Below are 21696 nucleotides of genomic sequence, written 5' to 3'. Positions count from 1 at the left end.
AGGACGAGCCTCCCTGGTTTGGGTCCATCAGTGTCGACAGAAATATCATAATGGCCAATGACCCTTCTACCTTCTTTGGCCTGGGTTATACCGGACGTCAACAACACTATGTTTACGACAGACGTTCTGATTCCTGGGGAACTATCTACGGATATGTATTCAACTTGAAGTTTTCGGATGGCACCCAAACCGATGCTGTCGTCAGCCCTGAGTTTGGTAGTCAGGAAAATGCCCGTGAAAAAGCAAATGAATATGCGTTTTACCTGGGTCAACAACCAAAGAGCATTCGGGATGGTGTGCAGCGACTCATCATTTTTGACGGTGATGCAAAATGGGGAGGGTTAAATGGCGACGTCATGGTACATACAGTTCATGGTAAAGCACTGATAAAGAAAGGGACGCTGGAGGAAACCTTATTTCATGAAGCTATACATGCCACATTCGAGACTGGCCATAAGAACCATCCAGACTGGCATGAAGCCCAAAAAGCCGATGGCATCTCGATTACCAAATATGGACAAAACTATCCGGTTAGAGAGGATTTTGCTGAGACCTTTTTGATGTACTTCGTGTCGCGCTATATGACAGACAGGGTAACTGATTCGGTACTGGACACCGTCAACACCCTCATTCCCAATCGTTTAGCCTATCTTGATAGCCAGAATTTCGACTTAAGCCCCTACACCCCAAATTCAACATCCCATGCTGCTACGCTTACCTCCCATGGCCCTGAAGTTGAAATAGAGACCAAAAGTGTCACTCTGTCATGGAATAGGCCCGAAGGAACTCACGCCTATCGGCTCGATGTCGGAACGACTGGAATCGGTTCTGACAATATCCTTGCAAGCGATCTGTTGTACCAAGATCAATCTGAAGTCACTAATCTACCGGACGAGTATGCGGCAGTATACGTACGCCTTTGGTCAGCCCATTGGTCAGGTTCATGGGAATATCGTGATTATCGCTTCATCTCTCCTAACCTGGATAATTCAAGATTGACGGCGAACTTGACCAGGCCTCGTCACGGTAATCAACTTACGGGAGTTCGACAAACGTTTTACTGGGATAATCCGCCATTGGCCAGTCACTATGACTTACTCTTGGGTTCTAGTAAGGGGGGGAACGACATTCTGTCGTCTAATGTTCAAAAGGCTTCTGATTACAGTTTCCAATACAGAGATGTCTTCGGATTACCCAGTGATGGCAGGGATGTATTTGCCCGCCTTTGGACCTACACGGACTCATGGAACTATCAGGATTACGTTATTGAAGCGATAAATGATCCCGAAGTTGTCAGCATTCTTTCTCCAGCCCAAGATACACAATTGGCCTCATCCAGCGTTGTGTTCGATCTGGAGAAGCCCTATGTTGACAGTGAATACTCGTATGATCTGATTGTGGGAACTCAGGGAGTTCACTCAAATGATATCAGGGTTTCATCTGTTACCAGCGACGAATCAGTTTTGGTTAATGGGCTGCCTGTCGATGGCCGCACTGTCTACCTGACCTTATGGACAAAGAAAGGTGAGCTTCCCTGGTCCTATAAAACCTATTCTTATGAGGCTGTTGACGCCGTTATCTCCACTGCACATTTTGACAATTACTCCGAGGAAACTCCGCCTTTGCTTGAGTCGACCAAAGTGTTGTTTGAATGGCGTAAACCTGATGTGAATCATGAGCATGAGCTTTACCTTTACGACTTGCTGGTAGGCTCTACACCCTGGAGTTCAGATATCAGATCTTCGTCTACGACGACGAATCAGTCGTTGCTGGTCGAAGGACTGCCTAAAGATGGCAGCAAGGTTTATATTACGTTTTGGACTAAAGTAGGCGAACAGCCCTGGGCATCTAAGCAGTATATCTATCAAACTCCGAAAACTAATGAGGTCGACAACCCATAGTGGTAATGAACTGGAGTCGGGTAGTCGCTAACCATGTCAGACAGGTTGATGCTTGGTGAACAGATATTAATTTTAGAAAATCGATGTTAATTCAAACTGATGTCCTTTGCCTGATGCTGATTACAAGAATGTTCGTTGAGCTCACGCCCCTAACTGCGTACTTTTGAAGAGCTTCTTATGGTTTACAAAAGAGGGCAGTACTATGACGCTGAGTTCCTTAATTACTTTTCTGATTATTGGTGGTATTGCTGGTTGGCTGGCCGGTCAATTGATGAAAGGGGCTGGATTCGGACTCTGGATCAATATTCTGATTGGAGTCATTGGTTCAATTCTTGGTGGGTTTGTATTTGGCTTGTTGGGCTTTGCTGCCACCGGCATTATTGGCTCCATTATCAGTGCAACGGTGGGCGCGGTATTGTTGCTCTTTATACTCTCCAAAGTCCGTAGCTGACACTTGCTGAACCACCTGTTTTTAACGCAATGCCCGTGGCGTGGATCTCAGTTTTTCACCACGCCAATTCCCTTATTTCATCACTGAGCATACACTCGCCGCCCTTTGTATTTTGTTCTCTTGTTAACTGTCTTTGGGTGCGTGATGAAACTGCTAAAAACCCTGTTGGTACTGGCCGGAGCTGCCAGTTTGTCTGCCTGTGTAACTTTTCCAACCATGGAATCTGAGAAAGTAAAAGTGCTGTGGGATGATACATACGCACTGCGCGGTTGTGAGCATAAAGGCACGGTATTGGGCTCTCAGGGACATTTCTATGATTACTGGCTGCATGCTGATCGTGACATGGTATGGGGCACTCTGAACGAAATGCGCATTAAAGCTCACGAGAAGGGCGCTGACACCATATATCTGTTCCGTCCTTTTGGTTTCCTGGGCTCAGTGACCATGATGGCTAACGCCTACGACTGTAGTGGTCAGAACAAGACAAACACACAGCAGGGCGACATTCAGCCACCGCTGGTCTCTTCTGTTACAGAGCAGCCAGCCCAGTAACGATTGCACGTGTAGAAAAGCAAAAAGCCCGCCGAATGCGGGCTTTTTTGTTGCAGCTCAAGTCAGTCAATCGTCTTTAAAAAAGCGTTTGGTCGCCACCAGTTGATCGTATAGATAACTGACCTTGCTGTATTTTGTCTTTGGGATCTGATACCGGTCGATACAGAATGTCAGGCTTGCACCAGGATACTGAGTGTTTTGTAAAAATAGTCCGCAATTTGCCGTCATCACTTCGATTTCGCTGAACGTCGTATTATGGTCGTAAATGGGGCCATCGATCTTAGGGGGGAAACCTTTATAGCGACTAAGGTCAATATCACCAGGCAGTCCCGCCCTCATCTTCATAATCTTGTCATAGAGTGAAAATGCCTGCTTGTGAGGTTCCAGACTGATGACTTGACCATTGTAGGTGCACTGATCGATCTCCGACCCGATCAGCTCAGTGGTCAATTGCTGCAGGGCCTGCTCATCACTGCTTTCATTATTCGCTCTGTCTAATTCTTGCCACTTTTCTTGTGGAATATTCATCCACAGGCAAGCAGCAATGACGTATTGAGTTGAGGTGTACTGGGTTCCTGCACTTTTGGCGTTAAAACAGACGCTCAGTCCGAGAGCGATAACAAGTATCAGATATTTCATTTTCTCTCCAATGGTGCCATCAATTGCAGTTTGCAAGGGAGTGATAAAAACAAGCTAATGCAAATCCTGTCCCCTTGCTATAGCGCCTTTGGGTGAGAGTGGAGCATGAACAGGCGTCGCGCTTAACTGCAGTTCTCAAGTGCAATGGTGTCATTCAACCAAGGCAATTTCCGACAGGTTGGCGGACTCTACTTGCAATCTGTTCAATCAACCTGTTTGGTGCTCTTGAAAATGCATGTCTATTCAAATAATTGAATGGTTGTCAGAAAAATCTCGGGGCTGATACTTTTGATTTTGCATAAATCATGATTAACCATTCATTGGTATTACTGGATCCCTTTAAAAAAGTTGAGGCTGAAACATCCAAAGTTTCAGGGGTGCCCGGACGGGCACGCATTGTGATGGACTGGGCTAACCGAATGCTCTGGTCATAGTGAGAACGTGATAGGCTGAGCGAGAACAGTTGGCGAAGCAGGGGACACACATGGGGGCAGACCGGAGCAAAATTCCAATCAGAGTCTTGCTTGTTCTGTTGAGTTTTGGCCAGGCATACCTTTGCTATTTGTCTCACTTCGACAAGATCAGCTTTGCACCACTCTATTGGCTTGTTCACGTTTTTTTTGAGCCTGTATATTTCCTGTTGTTACCGATAGTCGGCATGTTCGAAAAGTGGGTGCCCATTGACATGGATCTGACGGAATACAGGAACTGGTGGTTTCCCCACTTAAAGCTCAACGCCTGGCTCATTGGGGTCGTCTTTTTCTATCCCTTGAATGTGGCATACCTAAAGCTTTTTCGGAAAATACATAGCCTGGTCATCAATCGAACTTAAGGCATGAGGCAACTTTAAAGGAGGTTTACATCAGCCACTAAACTTCTCGTTAAATCAGCAAATCTCGGCTGAAGATAGCCCTGTCTCTGTTGGGACAAATCAGCAGTCAACCATAGCAACTTTGGGTAAAGCCTTCTTCCTTCAAGTTTTTCATTGTCATTTATCTATCTAATTTTAATAAATATTTTAAGCAGTCAAAGGGTGGGGAGAATTTCATTAGACTGGAATTCCCGAATGAGGTGAAGATCTCAATTTCCACGCGCTCCAAGGGGTTACTGGTGTTCTCTGGATCACCAGGGCTTGATTCCATCACTTTATTAAGCTTACAAGTGTTCGCTTAGTTTTTTGTCCACCTAAATGCTCTGGATGTGGACGAGTTGAAGATTTTTTGTTGCGGTAAATCAAAGCGGTAAGAGTTCCCTAAACGATATAAATAACAATGTGATAGGGAGGCTTTAAAGATCTATTTCCTGTGTCATTTTAAAAATTTATTCAAACGTTTGTTTAAATTGTTTGAACTCGATCGCATTTTGTGACGTAATGTAGACATGTGTATTCTGGTCAGATGAGTAATGGATATGAGTTTACGAACCCAACTAAGGAAGATATTGCCCAGCATTTCCACCACAGAGCAGGAAGCGCTGGACGCAGGTGATGTATGGCTGGAAGGTTCCATCTATCAGGGTAAGCCTGATTTTTATTCCCTTCGCGCCGTACCCGATGCGAAATTGACTGCTGAGGAGCAAGCCTTCCTCGATGGTCCTGTTCAGGAACTGCTGGGAATGATCGACGACTTCGAGATCCAGAACAGTAAACACATTCCTGATTCCATTCTTGAATTCCTCAAGAAACATAAGTTCTTTTCCCTGATTATCCCTAAGTCATACGGCGGTCTTCAGTTCAGCCCTTACGCTAACTCAACCATTGTGGCGACCATCTCCGCTAAGAGCAGCGCAGTTGCAGTGACTGTCATGGTGCCTAACTCACTGGGGCCCGGTGAACTGCTGATGCATTACGGTACCCGTGAGCAGCAGGATTTTTGGCTGCCACGTCTGGCTGGTGGACAGGACATTCCCTGTTTTGCCCTGACCAGCCCGGAAGCGGGCAGTGATGCAGGTGGTATCCCGGATATCGGTGTGGTGACCAAGGGCGAATATAACGGCGAAGAAGTGCTGGGTCTGAGCGTCACCTGGGACAAGCGTTATATTACGCTGGCACCAATTGCTACCGTGCTTGGTCTGGCCTTTAAAGTGCAGGATCCCGATGGTCTGCTGGGCGATACCTATGACCTGGGCATTACCTGTGCGCTGATCCCTAAATCTCACCCCGGTGTGCAATTGGGCAATCGTCATGACCCTATGGGTGTGCGTTTTTATAACGGTACCACCCGTGGTGAGAACGTCTTTATCCCAATGGATTTCATTATCGGCGGCCAGCAAAACATAGGTCGCGGCTGGCAGATGCTGGTGAGCTGTCTTGGCGCCGGCCGTGGTATCTCTCTGCCTGCGTTGGGCGTGAGTGTGTCTCAGGCATCCTTTAAATCTTCTGCCGAATATGCGGCAGTACGGGAGCAGTTCGGTCTGTCTATCGGTAAGTTTGAGGGTATCCAGCAGAAACTTGCAGATATCGCGGGTAAAACCTACTTGCAGGAAGCGATGCGCGTACTGACCACTGAAGGCCTGGGCCTCGGCCTAAAGCCATCTGTGGTAACCGCTATCGCCAAATACCATATGACAGAGCTTGGCCGTGATGTGCTGGATTCCGCCATGGATATTCAGGCAGGTAAAGCCATTCAGTGTGGCCCGCAAAATACCCTCGCTTCAGGCTATGTAGCCCAACCCATTGCCATTACGGTTGAAGGGGCCAACATCCTGACCCGTAACCTGATGATCTTTGGTCAGGGCGTGATGCGCTGTCATCCATACCTGCAAAATATGGTGGAAGCGATCCACAGCGAAGAGAAGGACGCTGATAAAACCTTTAACAGCATTCTGGCTAAAACCGTGGGTTACAGTGTGGGTAACAGCCTGCGTTCCTTCCGCCTGGGATTGCTGCCATTTACCGCAGGAGCAGAATCAAAACTGCCACAGGTTCAACCTTACGAGAAAGCGGTTCAGCAGCTGGCTTCAAAGCTGGCGGTATATGCTGACTTCTCGCTGCTGGTACTGGGTGGTAAGCTTAAGCAAGCCGAGATGCTGTCAGCCCGTCTGGGCGACGTGATGAGCTACCTTTATGCTGCCATGGCGTCGATTCGTTACTTCGAGACCAAGGTATCTGAAGCGGCCCGTAAGGATGCTGAACCTTACTTCCATTACGCTACCCGTTGGTCGCTGCAGCAGGCAGAGAACGCTATCCATGACTTCCTGGATAACTTCCCGTCCGCGCCAACCCGCCAGGCGATGCGCCTGTTGACCATCACTTACGGTAAGCGTATGCCAAAGATCTCAGATGATCTGGTACGTGAACTGGCAGAAGCGGCGCAGATGAATACTGCGTTCAAGAAGCAGCTCACTCATCTGATCCGTCCGGTAGCAGGAGACGGTAACGACATTAATGAAAAAGCCTATCTGGCCAAGATTGAGTGTCTGGATCTGCTCGCTCGCCTGAAGAAAGCGCTGCGCAAGAAAGAGGTTCGCGCCGGTGTTCGCTTCGGTGAAACCATAGATAATGCGCTGGCAGCTGGTGTAGTCAATGCAAGCGAAGCCAAGCAGCTTCATGCATATAACGTGAAACGTGAGCGCGCAATCAGGGTTGATGAGTTCGATTTCGACCTGAATCTGATCACGCCTCAGCCTGAGCTGAAAGCCGCTGGTTAATCCTTCCTGGTTCTGCTTTGTCCTGATAGACAAACCGCATCCCAGTCAGTAGCATCAAGGCCTCCCTCGGGAGGCCTTTTTATTGCCGGCCGAACAACGAGCCTCATCCTGAAATCAAAGGTAATCCTTGAAGTTAACCAGTTTTAAGTACAAAACCCGTAAAGGTCCTGACTATCGACATGGCGAGCAAATGTCGTTTATGGATATCAAGCAAACCTTTGGTATGGGGAACATTCGTGTCGGGAGCTGGGTGACCCGGGAAGAGAAGGATCTGGCGGCCAATCTGATTTTCGATTCCCTGGCAGACCTTGCTTACATTCTGGCATTGCCCCCTGAGGCGATTGGCCTTCGCGGCAGTTTAAGCCTGGCCTTTGGCAGTGGCGGCCGTAAAGGCGTGCAGGCTCACTACGCCCCCAATCAAAGAGAACTGGCGCTGGCTAAAAATGCCGGGGCAGGGGCGCTGGCCCATGAGTTCTGGCATGCGTTTGACCATTACATTGCTGACAAGGCATTTGATATTGGTGATGCTTTTGGTCCCCGTAAACGCATTCTGTTTGCCAGTGATTGCTGGCTTAAAGATGAGTTGCCCCTGCCACATCCCTTGAACGACCGATTGTTTTCAGTATTCAATACTGCGCTCTTGAGTCATGACGGTCTGGATAAGCATGATTATGTTGCCCGCAGTGTAAAGGCAGACAAGGTCGCAGGTGCCCATTACTTCTCTTTGCCGACCGAGATGATGGCGCGCGCCTTTGAGGCTGTGGTGGAGTCCTGCACTGAGATAGACAACCCTTATCTGGTATCCGGTACCACCAAGCCGGATGTCATGCGTGTTTATCCGGACCTTGCCCACAGGCAGGAGATTCATTCAGCACTGCAGGGATATTTTGGGCCGCTTGGCCAGGCACTCAGCAAATAGCGTCATGCAGACGACTCGCTTTACCTTCACAACAAGCCTTGTTGGCAGCTTTAAACTCAGGTTTTCCGGTGACAAGTGGATAGCTGAATCCTCTTCCAACACTTTGTTACTTTTTTCATTGCTGATATTGAATGCAATTCAGGCTTTCATCTTGAGTTAAGCGCTTGCTTTTAGCATGCTGCATCCATGTTAATGATGACAGGGATGAAAATGAAAAAGCCAAGCTCAAAACTCTCAATAATAAAAGCACCTGGCCTGATTGCCTCTAAACTATCGCTCAGTCTGGCGCTGAGTCTGAGTCTGAGTCTGGGGCTGACTCCTGCAGCCATGGCTGATAATCATCAGCCTCTGAGTGCCACAGACGTTTTTAACCTTGAGTATGTCTCCAGTCCGGATATTACTGCCGATGGCGATACCGTCTACTTTGTGCGTCAGCAGATGGACAAGTTTAAAGACAGCAAGACAGGCAATATCTGGAAAATAAGCAGTGACGGCGATGACCTTCTTCCTGTCACGACAGGAGAGCATTACGATTGGTCGCCTGTGCTGTCACCGGATGAAACCCGTCTGGCATTTATTTCAAATCGGGGTGGCAGTCCTCAAATTTATATTAAGTGGCTTAAGTCAGGTGAATTGGTCAAGATCTCCAGTCTCACTTCATCACCCTCTGGGCTGACCTGGGCCCCCGATGGCAAGTCGCTGGTGTTCTCCATGTTTGTACCGGCTGCACCAAAACGTCCAGTGTCTCTTTCTGGTAAACCCAAAGGTGCCACCTGGGCTGATGACGCCATATTTATCGAAGATACCATCTACCGTCTGGATGGCAGCGGTTACCGTAAGCCGGGCAATACCCAACTGTTTACCCTGGCTGCCAACGGCGGCCATGCCCGCCAGTTAACGGATGGGCCCTATAATCATGGTGGCACGCTGTCATTCACACCTGACGGTAACACACTGTATTTTGCCGCTTCCCGTTTTGATGACGCTGAATATCAGCCGCTGAACGCCGAAATCTATCGTCTGGATATGACCTCAAAGGCGATAGAAGCGATAACCGACAGAAACGGACCTGACAGTCAGCCAAGGGTTTCACCCAACGGTAAGTGGCTTGCTTACACAGGCTATGACGACAAAGGTACAAATTACGAAAACCAACAGCTTTATCTTAAGAATCTGAAGTCAGGCGAGGTGAAATCACTGACAGCAGATCTCGACCGTTCGGTATCTACCTTCCAGTGGGACGGCGATTCAGATGCCCTGTATATCAGCTATGACGATCAGGGCAAAACCCGCCTTGATAAAGTGTCGGTGAAAGGTAAGCGCACCGAAGTCACAGATATGATTGGCGGAACCAGCCTCGGCAGACCTTACACCTCTGGTGACTTTGATATCTCAGGTAATGGCAAGATGGCCTTTACCTTGTCTGATACCCAAAGACCGGCCGAGTTGGCTGTGACGTCTGTATCCGGTCGTAAGGCGGGTAAATACGACGTATTGACTGATTTCAATGCTGACTTTACCGATGGCAAGGACACCGCAAAGGTGGAAGAGTTCTGGGTTAAATCCAGTTACGATGGTCTGAACGTGCAGGGCTGGATCATGTATCCTCCAGGCTTCGACAAGAGTAAGAAGTATCCTTTATTGCTTGAAATCCACGGCGGTCCTACCGCTGCCTATGGTCCTCAGTTCTCAATGGAGCTTCAACTGTTTGCCGCCCGCGGTTATGTGGTGCTCTATATGAACCCAAGAGGCAGCTCCTCCTATGGTAAGGAGTTTGCGCAGACCATAATGCACAACTATCCAAGCCAGGATTACGATGATTTGATGTCCGGTGTGGATGAAGTGATTAAGCGCGGCTTTATCGACGAAGAGAAGCTTTATGTCACTGGTGGCTCAGGTGGCGGTACGCTGACAACCTGGATAGTCGGCAAGACAGACAGATTTGCTGCTGCGGTTGTCGCCAAGCCGGTGATGAACTGGTACAGCTTTGTACTGACGGCGGACTTTTATCCCTTCTTTACCCAGTATTGGTTCCCGGGTATGCCCTGGGATAATACCGAGCACTACATGAAGCGCTCACCCATCAGTCTGGCTGGCAATATCACTACCCCGACTATGCTGCTGACCGGTGAAGATGACTACCGTACTCCGATTGGTGAATCCGAGCAGCTGTATCAGGCCCTTAAGCTGCAGAAGGTGGACACTGCTATGGTACGTATTCCGGGTGCCAGTCATGGTATCACCGCCAGACCATCCAACCTGATGGCTAAGGTTGAGTATATCCTTTGGTGGTTTGAGCAATATGGTGGCCCGGCCAAGCCTTAAACTCATTCCCTATGGTTTATAACGAAAGCCCGTCATATCAATGGCGGGCTGTTTATTGTTTATCGCTTTATCTCTTCTCTTTATCTCGTTACCTGGGAGTCGTGAGCTATCCTTTCCAGCCCATTAATACCAGAGGCTTTTGTCTTGAATATTTAAGATAGAGCTGGCCGATATCATTGGGCACTGTGTCGATCGCCCGCAGCTGAAACCCTGCACGGGAGTAATAGTTTTCAAGGTGAGGCAGGGCATACAGAAAGCTTTTCCCCGAGGTCAGCTCAGGTGAAATGAATTTAAGCAGCTCATCGCCAATACCCTGTCCCCGATACTCAGGATGCACCAGCATGCCTGTTACCAACTCAAACTCACCAATGGGACGAATGCGAACCACGGCAATTATCCTTTTGTCATTGCTATCTGGCTGGTCCGTATCCTCGTTGTCCAGACCATTAATGGTTACGATAGCTAGCTTTTCTCTGCCTTTAGGTTTCGCCCAGGGCATATAGGCCTGATACAGCTTTTTTATCTCTCTGGACTGCTGTTTTTGCTGACTGTCATTCCGCAGGGTTGGATTTTGCACAGGCGAGCTATGGTCGTCAGGAGTAATCCAGCAGAAGTCAAAGGGGATGTTCATACACTAATCTTTTAAAGCTGCATGGAATATCTAAAGGGGTTAATGGACAGCGTTTATCATAGAGGTCAGCTCGGCAACGCTACCGGCTGACATTTTGCTCATCACCTTTTGCCTGTGCAACTCAATTGTACGTTGAGCTATGCCCAGTTCAGCGGCGATCACCTTGTTCATTTTACCGTCCAGAATCCCGCTTAATACCTCTTTCTCCCGCCGGGTAAGGCTCTCAAGGCGGGTTGTGATCTGAGTTTTATGAACCAAACTCTCGGCCAACTCCTGACTTTGCTTGATGCCTTGCTCAAGCAACGTCAGCAGCTTGTCTCCATCTACTGGCTTTTCCAGAAAGTCCAACGCGCCAAACTGAATACTTTTTACGGCAAGCGCTATGGTTCCCTGGCCGGTCAACATAATCACTCTAATCGGGCTGTTTCGCTGTTTCAGGGTTTCCAACAGCTCCATACCGTCCATTCCCGGCATATTAATATCGAGCACGGCAACACCAGCCTGGTGAATGTCAGTTTGGGTTAAAAACGCATCGGCGGATTGGTAACAGGCTGGCTGAATTCCCAGGCCTTCAAGCATCCAGCTTAATGACTCAAGCACGTCCTGATCGTCATCAACCAGATACACATTGTCGATATTGGGCGAATTCATATTAGCCTTCCTTCCACGGGGTCAGTATTAAAGGGCATCTTCATAGCTCAGCTGTGCTTTAGGCAGGGTAAGGCGCATACACAGGCCCTGAGTACGGCGTAACGCCTCCAACTGGCCCTGATGTTCTTCAACAATACGTTTGCAAATCACCATACCCAAACCTGTGCCTTGAGGTTTGCTGGTCTCAAACGGCATAAACAGGCGATCGTATTGGGTGTCAGACAGCCCCTTACCGTTATCAATAATCTCCAGGACGACGTTATCGCCGCAGGTCTTAAGATTAATTGAAAGCTCTGGCGAATCGGTTTCATCCATGGCATCCAGACTGTTACGGATCAGGTTAACCAATACCTGTTGTATCAAGCTGGAATCTGCATGTATCAACCCGGGCACCAGATTCAACATGGGCTCAAGCTTTATTCTTTTAAAATCCGGCCGCATAAGATTGAGCGTCTCATCGAGCAATTGCATCAAGTCAATGCGACAATATTGAGTATCCTGCTGGCAAAAGCTCCTTAGTCGGTTAATGGTATCCTGGGCTCTGTCGACCTGGTCCAGCACCTTGGTCATGGCGCTTTTCAGCTCAGGACCACTGTCCTTCATCCGGTAAAGGCAACCCTGGGTCAAATAACGGATCCCGGCCAGGGGCTGTTTCAATTCATGGGAGATCCCCGACGCCATCTCACCGGTCAGCAACACTCGCTGGGCTTTAAAAAACTGCTTTTGCTGGTCAAGCAAAGCCTGTTGGGTCTGCTTGTGTCCTTCCATTTCGGTTTGCAAGGCCCGGGTCCGGATATGCACCAAACGCTGCACCCAAAGATGATGCAGACCGCCGAGCAGAAAGATAATGCCGCCACCAAACAGCCAGGGCAAAGCAGAATGCAAAAGCTTCTCCCAGTTGGTCACAAAGGGCCATCTTTGCAGGGTTTTAAGCAGAGCAAACACCTGCCTGTCATCGACCGGTACTGTCCAGTACTGATATCTGCCCTGAATCGCTGCTGGATGAGTGTTATCTATGCTAAGCAAGGCTTTAACCAGACTGGCGCCAAGCTGATGATCTGTATGGCCCAACTTTGAAAAAGCATAACCCGGATACAAAGGGGTTGAAGCCTCACAGGGGTAGTTGTCATGTTTGACCTTGAGCGCAACCGTCAGACTGTTTTTTGGAACATGTCCCTGTCTAACCGCATTTTCCAACACACAGGCAGGAAGAATCGCGATATCGGCCTCGCCATTTCGCACTAGTTGCAGCAGGTTTTCCTGAGGAAAGCCACGGAATGTAAACTGCTTCAGGTCTTTTTGAACATCAATTCCCCGGTTTGCCAGTTCACCGGCAAAGATCTGAAAGCCGCCAAAGGCTTCCGGTGCAGAGGAGACCACTTTAAGGTGTTCCAGGGACGACCAATCTCTCGGCGCTTCGCCAACACGGCTGATCACAGCAGAACCAACTGTATCTTCAGGCCTTGAAGCGTTATTGCCCACCAGAGACAGCAGCTGGTTAATGCCAAAATCCTGCTTGAAAGAGACGGTGGATACCGGGTTACTGATCAAAAAATCGATTTGATCATTGGCCACCGCACGTTGCTGTTCAATCGGGGAGAGTACCTTAAGGTCAAAGTCTCGCCCCAATGTATGGCTCAGGTAATCTATGGTCGGTTGCCAGCGGGCCGCAACAGATGCCGGGTTGGCAAATGCTGCCACGCCCACTTTAATTGGCGCGCTGTTATCAGGAGTTTCTCCCGCAAACAGGCTGAACGCTGTGCAGCCTGCAAGCAGTCCGGAAATTAGGTTTAATTTTGCTGACATCGACAGATTTTATTGATTAGGTAGCGGCAGGGCACAGTTGAATACAGTAATTATTAAACAGTGGCGCCTGAAATACCGTTAGCTCTATGGCAATTTCAGCCGGAACTTATCAAAATCGCTGGTGGACCATTTACTGCCGTCGACATTTTCATACCAAACCGCCTGAGTACCGGGCAATGTTTTGAGTAACTTAAGGGCTTCATTCCTTGGCATCAAAAACAGGCTGGTGGACAGCACGTCGGCGATAATTTGCTGATCTTCCATCACGACAGTCACTGCTATACCATCCGGATTCGGAGCCAGGGTACTGGGATCGATAATATGGTGGTACTCCTGGCCATCGACAGTGTAATAGTTGAGATAATTACCGCTGGATACCACAGTCAGGTTTTCACCCGAAATCAACTCATGATAGTGGTTTTCTGGCATTTGACACTCGGGCGTACTGTACTCATTCTTCCGACATACAGGGTTTTCGATTCCGGTAACAAACTCGCGTCCATCAGGATGCAGGCCATAATGGCGAATGTTGCCGCCGGCATTGATGATAAACTGCTGCACGCCATTGTTTTTCAGGCTGTCGTAGACCTTTTCCACCATCCAGCCTTTGGCGATCCCACCCAGATCCAGTGACATTCCCGGTGCCATTGAGATGGTGCCTGCCACTGCGTCCAGCTTTATATTGTCAACATTGGTCAGCCTGGCTGCCTGCTCCAACTCACTGCGTTTTGGGGTTTCGCATTCGCCCCCTTTTTGGCAGCGCTTGCGGTATCCGCGCCAGATATCGACAACAGGCGACAAGGCCACATTGAATCGTCCACCGGTTTTATCGTGCCACTCCAGGCTGGCCTCCAGCAGCTCCATTAACTTGCTGTCGATAATATGGGTTTGGCCCGGGGCATTATTAATGGTTTTGATATTGGTAAAACCTGGGTAGGTGCTGTAATTGGATGCCTGATAGTGATACTCCTGAACCACATTCAGCGCATCACACAGGGCCTTTTGTGAAACCTCAGCAGCTTGACCATAGATTTGCACCGACACTGAGGTGCCGAAGTACCGCAAGGTGGTCATATTCGCATTATTGGGTTCCACCACAAAGGTGGCGTTCCCCTCACACTGATAAGGATTAAAGTCATCAGCAAATGCCGGGGCGGAAAGGGCGGTCAGGCCCGCCAATATCAAAGATAATTTCATAAGGACTCCTGTGAACAGAGTCAGCATCCTTCGCCAAGCCAGTTAAGCCAAGGCTGGCATGATGAAAATGTCTTGCAGTTAACACTTCTGTTATCCAAATCCAAAACCTGCGGTTTTCCGCAATTGTCGCAATTTTCTCTGTCGCTATTCTGGCCTCAACACCCACATTGATTCAGGGCTAAGGCTATGAAATACGGTAAAACATTTAGATTAAGTCTGGTTTGTTCAGCGCTGGCAGTATCGGCATTTGCGCTATCTGGTTGTGCCTCATTCGATGCGCCGAAGGGCAAGTATGAAGATGGTACTCACCTGGTATCAGGTAAAGGTAAGAAGGGCGACATCCAACTTGAAGTCAAAGTTGAAAACGGCAATATCATCGCAGTTAAGACTCTGGCCCACAAAGAAACCGAATCCCTGTTTTTGAATGCCGAGCGTTTGCTACCGGAAATTCTTAAGAACAATGGCCACGAAGGGATAGATGCGATTTCAGGCGCGACTTACTCTTCCAACGGTATCCTTAAAGCGGTTAATGACGTTCCCCGCGCCGATGGCAGCAAGCCAGCCTTTGAACCTGTGGGTGCCCGCAGTGCTTCAGATAAGAAAGAATTCAAACTCAAATGGTCAATTCAGCCTCAGCTTGGGGTGGTTAAGGGCGAATACTTCTACGAAGAAGCGCGTTTCCGTCAGGGGCACATGGGCAGCATGCTGATCGTGACTGACAGCCAGAATGCCAGGGATGTCCTGCTGGCTGAGTTCAATGAGTCCGGTCGTCCAAACTATTACACCCGACTGTATCAGGACGTACCCAAGCGTATGTCTGAGTACAACTTCTCTATGGGCGAAAAGAAAGGTACCGCCTGGGTACAGTCCAGCCTGACCATGGAAAAGCTGATGATGGACCAGGACAAGCTGACCTTCGAACTGAACCCTGACTTCGACCCTAAGCTGAAGAATAAACTGGCAGAACCCAACCGCCTGAAATACCTGGGTGTGGACGTAGTGGCCGGTGCATCAAACAGCGTTGAGCAGTCGATGATCCCACTGACTGCCAAGATCAATGATCGCATTCAAACCAAAGGCAGTGACCAGTTGTTCTATCAGTTGGCTGAAAAACTGAAAGATGACAAAGGTCGCTGGACAGGTATTACCGCCATGCTGCGTCTGGTGGTCGATAAGAACAGTAAAACCATCACTCACGCCTATTACGACGAGATTTTTGCTGACAACAAGCAGCAGATCCGCGATCCGTCTCTGAAAGGCTTCTACCGTCAGTCCAAATACCAATCTATCTACTACAGCGAGCCATCACGTATCGGCTTCAACGTGATGATGGACGGTCTGGCAGAGCATTTGAAAGCAGGTGGTTCTTTGTTTGAAATCAACGACCTGCCAGCGACCGGCGACACAGGCAGTTATGCGGCGACCGGTTTCACCAAACGCTCAGACGCCTGGGACAACTACCTTTCCCTGGCTGAAAAACTCTACAACGAAATGCGCAGCGATGGCGTTATCAAAGCCCACGCCAATGCACCAAAAGCCTGAGAAACAGAAGCATTAAAAAAGGAATAGCAAAATGAAAAAACTGACCCTGTCAGCACTGACTCTGGCGATGTTGGCCCCTATGGCCCACGCCGACACCATGGACTTCTACGGCCGTTTCGACTACTCAGTAACCTCTTCAGATTCAGGCTCTGCCACCCATAACAACAAAGATGGCATAGTGCTGGAAAACAACTTCAGCCGTCTGGGTGTGAAAGGGGATATGAGCCTGTCTGAGTCTACCTCTGTGTTCTACCGTATTGAGGTAGGTGTAAATGGTGGCACTGAAGGTAAGAGCAGCAACCCTTTCTCTGCACGTCCCACTTATCTGGGTGTAAAGCATGACACCCTGGGGGCCCTGGCGGTAGGCCGTATCGACCCGGTATTCAAAATGGCCAAAGGCGGTGTTGACGCTATGGACATGTACTCGATGAAGCATGACCGCCTGTTCGCCGGTGACAAGCGCTGGGGTGACTCACTGGAGTATAAGTCTGCACGCTGGAATGATATGCAGTTGGGCGTTAGCTATGTGATGGAAGATAACCATTACGAAGAAGAGGATGCCCGTCGTGACAATGGTAACTACCAGGTGTCTCTGACCTATGGTGACAATAAACTGAAGCGCAACAATGTTTACCTGGCAGCAGCTTACTCAGATGGAATCGAAGATATTCAGGCTTACCGTGCGGTGGCCCGGGTTAAGTTGGATGCTTTGCAACTGGGCGCCATGTTCCAGCACACTGAGCTGGTCAACCCGGCCAAAGATTACTGGCAGGATCGCGAAGGCAGCGGCTTTATTGTTAACGCCAGATACCAGATCGACAAGCTGATGCTGAAAGCCCAGTATGGTCAAGATGATTCAGGTTCAGGCTTGATTGCCAACCGCATCTACAGCGCTATGGGTGATGCTGCCACTGTTGTTCCGGAAATATCACAGTGGGCAGTCGGTGCTGAGTACCGCATCAGCCGCTCAACCCTGGTGCACACCGAAATCGGCCAGTTCGATGTTGAGCAGGCACAGTACAACAGCTTCGACGACACCATAGTGTCTCTGGGTGTGCGCTTCGACTTCTAAGCGACAGCACTATTTAAAATGCTCAGGATGAGCGTTTGATTCAGGAACAAAGCAAAAGGCGACCATCGGGTCGCCTTTTTATCTTCTGCCGGACTGACTATTCGAGCCGCTTGGCTTTTTCAATCATGGGAGTAATGGTTGAGCCCTGAACCAGAATCGAGAACAGCACGACTGCATAGGTCATCACCAGCAGTATTTCCCGCACATCAATCTGCTTGTCGGGAATCACCATAACTCCCGCAGGAACGGACATTGCCATCGCCAGAGCCAGTCCACCACGCAGACCTCCCCAGGTCAGAATTTTCACTGACATAGGGTTATAGATCCTGAATCGCTCCAGCCCCAGATAACAGAATTTGATACTAATATAGCGGCAGGCCAATACCAGAGGGATTGCGATAGCCATCATGATCCAATCCTGCCAATGGAACACAAAGGTCAACATGGCCAGACCTATCATCAGGAACAGAATACCGTTGAGGAACTCATCTACCAGTTCCCAGAAATGGTTTAAGTTCACCTTGGACGCATCTGTTAACCCCTGTTCCCGGGTGATATTGCCAATCAAAATACCCGCCATCACCATAGCCAGCGGGCCTGACACACCAATGACCTCGGCAAAGGCATAGCCAGCCGATGGCACCAGTAAAGTCAGCAGCAGTTCCATATAAGGATCGTCAGTGCCTTTGATTAGCCAGTGGAACAGGGCGCCAAGCAAAATGCCGTAGAAAATACCGCCAATCGCCTCAACCAAAAACAACTCAGTAACCCCACCAATGGTCGGCGTTTCGGTGCCGAAGGCGATGGTAAAAATAGTCACGAAAATCACCAGACCAAAGCCATCATTGAATAATGACTCGCCTTCAATCTGAGTCGAAATTCTTTGGGGAGCATGAAGCTTTTTAACAATGGCAAGCACTGCTATAGGGTCTGTAGGGGAGATCAGTGCGCCAAACAGAAGGCAATACACCAGATCCAGCGGAAAACCAATCAGATTGCATATCCCGTACAGGGCGAATCCCACCAGAAAGGTGGAGGTGAGGGTTGCGACCAGAGCAAGCACCGCAATTTCCCACTTCTGATCCTTCATGTTATTCAGTTTGATCCCCAAAGCCCCGGCAAACAGCAAAAAGCCCAGAATCCCGCTGAGTAAGAATTCACTGAAATCAAAGTCACTGTGAAGCACACCCGCCATCATCTTAAGTTGGGCAGGTTCAAACTGGCCAACCAAAGCCACAGCCAGTGAGATCATTAAAGCGGCTGCAGTAATGGCAATGGTGTTTTGTACTTTGCTGAATTTCTGATTGAAATAGGCGATAAAAATGCTGACCGCGGCCAACAGGCAGAGCAGGTGGTATGTGGACACAATTCCTCCCTGAAGTGGGAATTAGGATGAAAAATTCGAAACAGAGTTTAATGCTAGTGCAACAAACCATGGGATTGCACGTTAAGATAAGTTAAATTTTTCCTGATCCAAATTCTTAAGCAACTGTTGTGATTGAAGTAATTGGGAGTCAGTTGTGAATTGGCTTTAATCATCCTGAATCATAAGTTAACGCAGCCCGCCTATTTCTATTGAAAAACAAATGGATAGCTCAACTTTTCCCTGTTTTTACCCGCAAAAATGATACTAATGCGCAGCAATACTCTCTAGGGTCAGACTTGGTCTTGAAATTAAGGGAGTAACCTTATGCGCAATGCATGGATGTTCGCAGCGGGTCTTGTGGGGGTCATCGGCCTCGCTCAGGCACATGAAGAACCAATTGATACTGAATGGTGTGAAGGTGGCAGAGTTGTTCTGCTGGGAAAATTTACCCTGCACGGCAATCAGCTCCAGCGGTACGCCAACTATGTAGAAGAGAATGGCGTATGCCCTGGTAGTGATGACGGTGTCAGCACCAAAACCTGTGGTCAGTTTGATGACGAATATGGCGTTGGTCGCAGTGCTTCCTCCAACCTTTGCAGCCAATTTGCTTACAGGGTAGGCAGAGGCGATGACGGTACGGTTAAACCTATCTTTTATGAGCCAGCGAGCTTCAGAGATGGCGACCCAAATCATCACGAGTTGTACAGTGTGAAGCAGGGGGTGGTATTTGCCTGCGGCTTGTGCGAAATGCCCGTTGAACGCCGTGAAACCAAGCAACTGGAGCGGAAAAAGTAAGTTTAATCAAGGATAGTCTTTTGCAGCTCCGTTAACGCCCACCGCCACAGCGGGTTCGGAGCTGCCTTTTATCCTTTCCTATAACAGTGCCCTGGCGTGAAGATGTTGATTTACTCTTTCCAGCTTGGCGTCCAACTCTTCTCTTCTTTCTTTTGTCAGTTCACACTCAGCCAGCACATAGTGCCCGGTTCTCAGAACCTCACGCCATCTGGGTTTTTTTGGCAGGCTTCGAATCGACAGGTACCTGTCCAGAGAGCGGGTTCTGAGTCTGCCTTCATCGATAGAAACACGCCAAATACCACTTTGTTCCGCCAATTCTATACGGCTTTGCTGGGTCGATTGCTCCCATGACTCAACGGTATAGACCATAAGGTCGACCAACAGCTGATGAAACTCTGTTTCGCTGAGCAGGGCGGTGGCGTGGGGCAGTGAATCATCATTGGCCTGCATAAACCGGATCACGGTAACCGAGCCTGCACCATCGACGTGGGAAACCTCAAGCTGGCACAGCTTTTCACCCGCTGGTGTGGTAAGGCGAATATCATGAAACCTGAGTTCATCCAATTCAGAATCCGATGACAGACTAAGCCAGAAGCTTTCATTTTCCGTGGTAATTAACTTGTTCAACTCAAGGCTATCCAGTTGCTCAGAGGACATCTCCAACATGTCGCAGCATGATTGATTGGCAAAAATCACTCTGTCGTGATTGTCGGCAACCAGCATTGCCTGATGTAGTGTACTCATGGCTGTTTGCAGCGAATCGAGAGACACCCCCAGAGCGTTGACCTGACTTCGGTGCAGCTCGACCTGCGAGTTAAGTTCTTGTTTTTCAGTGCGACGCTTAAGTTGCTGGTAACGAATCATCAGCATCAATAAAATCAGCGCCAGAGACGAAAATGCGGTGAGCCAGATCAGTTGATGCTTTCGGTCGTTGGCTTCCAGCGCTTTAATCTGGTGCTTTTGTGCGAGGATCTCGTAAGCCTGTTGCTGCTGCTCATACTCAAACTCGGTTCTGACTCTGGCCAGGGCTTCATCATAGGTTTGTTGAAATTGGCTGGATGCAAACTGAGCCTTGCTTTTCAGGTACCCGGCACTGGTTTGCCAGCGATGATACACCTCTGCGTTGGCTATTAGCGCATCGTAAAATTCATTAACGGTTTCAGGAGCACTTGCGGTTTTGGCCGCGGCCAGCCCTGCATTCAGCAGCGCATCGGCTTGCTGAAACTCGCCTTGCTTACTGAGGAATTTACCCATAACCAACTTAAGCAGGATACTCTGGGCATTCTGTCCAAGCTCGGTATCTATTACCGATGCCAGCTTCAAATGCCCCTCGGCAGATTCAGGATCACCCAGCGCCAAATAGATTTCCGATAAGTGGATAAGCACTCGCAACATGGCAGTCCTGTCCTGTGACTCTCTGTGGTAACTGAGACTGTCTTCAAGGACATCGATCGCTTGCAGATATTTACTCTGATTGAATAGCGCTTTAGCAATATTTTCGTTGGTATGGGAAAGTCGGCTGCTGGCATCGTTATCACGATAAATATCCGCTGCTTTTTTGAAGTACAACTCAGCTTCGGACCACTCAGACATCTTCAGATAAACAGTGCCAATATTGTTAAATGTGACGGCGGTACTGATGGGGTTGTTCAGGGACTGTTTAATCTTCAGGCTGGATTGAAAGGCTGACAGGGCATCGGAAAATTGCCCCATGGCCATATTAACGGTTCCCAGATCATTAAATACCCGGGCCTGTTGTGGCTCACCTTCAGCGATCCGTTCTGCAGCTTGAAACCGACCGAGTGACTGCGCGTATTCACCCTGACGATAGGCCAGAATCCCGCTGCGCCTGAGGTAATTGAATGCCTGCTCGGGAGTCAGCAGCTCTTTATCCAACTGGTTGTTCAGACGGGCATCCATCTGATTAGCAAGCTCAAAATCACCATTACGGGTATACAGGGCGATTAGATTAATGCCGGCATTAACCTCTGTGTCCAAAGGCAAATTTTTATCGGCCAATACCCGGCGACAAGTCTCAATGGATTTTGTTACTGACCTGTGGTCATTAACGCATACCTCATCAGTGTCCGCTTCTGTTGCTGATGAGATATTCGCCAATAGAGTTAAGCCAATTACCAGGTAACGACGCATAAAAAAGGTGTCTCCGGGAGCATTCAGTGGTCAATACTGTAGCACCCGCA

16 protein-coding genes are annotated in these 21696 nt (G+C 48.9%); 9 read left to right on the top strand and 7 right to left on the bottom strand.

The features are described from left to right. Positions 1-50 precede the first annotated feature (50 nt). The 3 genes from ACFOE0_RS16055 to ACFOE0_RS16045 all read left to right on the top strand — a co-directional run bounded on the left by ACFOE0_RS16055 (position 51) and on the right by ACFOE0_RS16045 (position 2904). On the top strand, positions 51-1901 hold the full coding sequence (locus ACFOE0_RS16055; protein WP_248936195.1) for a hypothetical protein: 1851 nt from the start codon (positions 51-53) through the stop codon (positions 1899-1901). A gap of 202 nt (positions 1902-2103) precedes the next feature. Further along, on the top strand, positions 2104-2352 hold the full coding sequence (locus ACFOE0_RS16050; protein ID WP_115136971.1) for a GlsB/YeaQ/YmgE family stress response membrane protein: 249 nt from the start codon (positions 2104-2106) through the stop codon (positions 2350-2352). 144 nt (positions 2353-2496) lie between these two features. After that, on the top strand, positions 2497-2904 hold the full coding sequence (locus tag ACFOE0_RS16045) for a DUF4156 domain-containing protein (RefSeq protein WP_248936194.1): 408 nt from the start codon (positions 2497-2499) through the stop codon (positions 2902-2904). Positions 2905-2970: 66 nt separating this feature from the next. Here ACFOE0_RS16045 and ACFOE0_RS16040 read toward each other — a convergent pair whose 3' ends face one another. Beyond that, complete coding sequence (locus tag ACFOE0_RS16040; protein WP_248936193.1) at positions 2971-3543, bottom strand: hypothetical protein; 573 nt, start codon at positions 3541-3543, stop codon at positions 2971-2973. 1410 nt (positions 3544-4953) lie between these two features. Between ACFOE0_RS16040 and ACFOE0_RS16035 the strand changes: the two genes are divergently transcribed. The 3 genes from ACFOE0_RS16035 (at position 4954) to ACFOE0_RS16025 (ending at position 10435) form a co-directional block, all read left to right on the top strand. Continuing rightward, complete coding sequence (locus ACFOE0_RS16035) at positions 4954-7191, top strand: acyl-CoA dehydrogenase (RefSeq protein ID WP_248936192.1); 2238 nt, start codon at positions 4954-4956, stop codon at positions 7189-7191. Between the two features lie 127 nt (positions 7192-7318). Beyond that, complete coding sequence (locus tag ACFOE0_RS16030; protein ID WP_346347858.1) at positions 7319-8110, top strand: CLCA_X family protein; 792 nt, start codon at positions 7319-7321, stop codon at positions 8108-8110. 327 nt (positions 8111-8437) lie between these two features. Continuing rightward, positions 8438-10435, top strand: a complete 1998-nt coding sequence (locus ACFOE0_RS16025) for an alpha/beta hydrolase family protein (RefSeq protein WP_248936373.1) — start codon at positions 8438-8440, stop codon at positions 10433-10435. Positions 10436-10541: 106 nt separating this feature from the next. On the opposite strand, the gene ACFOE0_RS16020 is transcribed toward ACFOE0_RS16025, so the two are convergent. From ACFOE0_RS16020 to ACFOE0_RS16005, 4 genes are all read right to left on the bottom strand, one after another. Next, complete coding sequence (locus ACFOE0_RS16020; protein ID WP_248936191.1) at positions 10542-11066, bottom strand: GNAT family N-acetyltransferase; 525 nt, start codon at positions 11064-11066, stop codon at positions 10542-10544. A gap of 39 nt (positions 11067-11105) precedes the next feature. After that, the gene (locus ACFOE0_RS16015) at positions 11106-11717 is read right to left on the bottom strand and encodes a response regulator transcription factor (protein ID WP_248936190.1); all 612 of its coding nucleotides are present in this window, start codon (positions 11715-11717) and stop codon (positions 11106-11108) included. A gap of 27 nt (positions 11718-11744) precedes the next feature. After that, positions 11745-13523 (bottom strand): sensor histidine kinase, encoded by a 1779-nt coding sequence (locus tag ACFOE0_RS16010; protein ID WP_248936189.1) that lies wholly within the window; start codon positions 13521-13523, stop codon positions 11745-11747. An 84-nt stretch (positions 13524-13607) separates the two neighbouring features. Next, on the bottom strand, positions 13608-14720 hold the full coding sequence (locus ACFOE0_RS16005) for an FAD:protein FMN transferase (RefSeq protein ID WP_248936188.1): 1113 nt from the start codon (positions 14718-14720) through the stop codon (positions 13608-13610). Between the two features lie 186 nt (positions 14721-14906). On the opposite strand from ACFOE0_RS16005, the gene ACFOE0_RS16000 reads away from it, so the two are divergent. Both ACFOE0_RS16000 and ACFOE0_RS15995 read left to right on the top strand, forming a co-directional pair. Next, complete coding sequence (locus ACFOE0_RS16000; RefSeq protein WP_248936187.1) at positions 14907-16262, top strand: FMN-binding protein; 1356 nt, start codon at positions 14907-14909, stop codon at positions 16260-16262. Between the two features lie 31 nt (positions 16263-16293). After that, the gene (locus ACFOE0_RS15995) at positions 16294-17334 is read left to right on the top strand and encodes a porin (protein ID WP_248936186.1); all 1041 of its coding nucleotides are present in this window, start codon (positions 16294-16296) and stop codon (positions 17332-17334) included. A gap of 97 nt (positions 17335-17431) precedes the next feature. Here ACFOE0_RS15995 and ACFOE0_RS15990 read toward each other — a convergent pair whose 3' ends face one another. Continuing rightward, on the bottom strand, positions 17432-18700 hold the full coding sequence (locus ACFOE0_RS15990; RefSeq protein WP_248936185.1) for a cation:proton antiporter: 1269 nt from the start codon (positions 18698-18700) through the stop codon (positions 17432-17434). A 324-nt stretch (positions 18701-19024) separates the two neighbouring features. Between ACFOE0_RS15990 and ACFOE0_RS15985 the strand changes: the two genes are divergently transcribed. Beyond that, positions 19025-19495, top strand: coding sequence for a hypothetical protein (locus ACFOE0_RS15985; RefSeq protein WP_248936184.1), 471 nt, complete (start codon positions 19025-19027; stop codon positions 19493-19495). 78 nt (positions 19496-19573) lie between these two features. On the opposite strand, the gene ACFOE0_RS15980 is transcribed toward ACFOE0_RS15985, so the two are convergent. Further along, a complete protein-coding gene (locus ACFOE0_RS15980; protein ID WP_248936183.1) occupies positions 19574-21646 on the bottom strand; it encodes a tetratricopeptide repeat protein in 2073 nt (690 codons plus the stop codon). Positions 21647-21696: the final 50 nt, after the last annotated feature.

It is taken from the genome of Shewanella submarina (assembly GCF_042646185.1).
GTDB lineage: Bacteria > Pseudomonadota > Gammaproteobacteria > Enterobacterales > Shewanellaceae > Shewanella > Shewanella corallii.
This window is presented reverse-complemented; position numbering and strand designations above follow the sequence as displayed.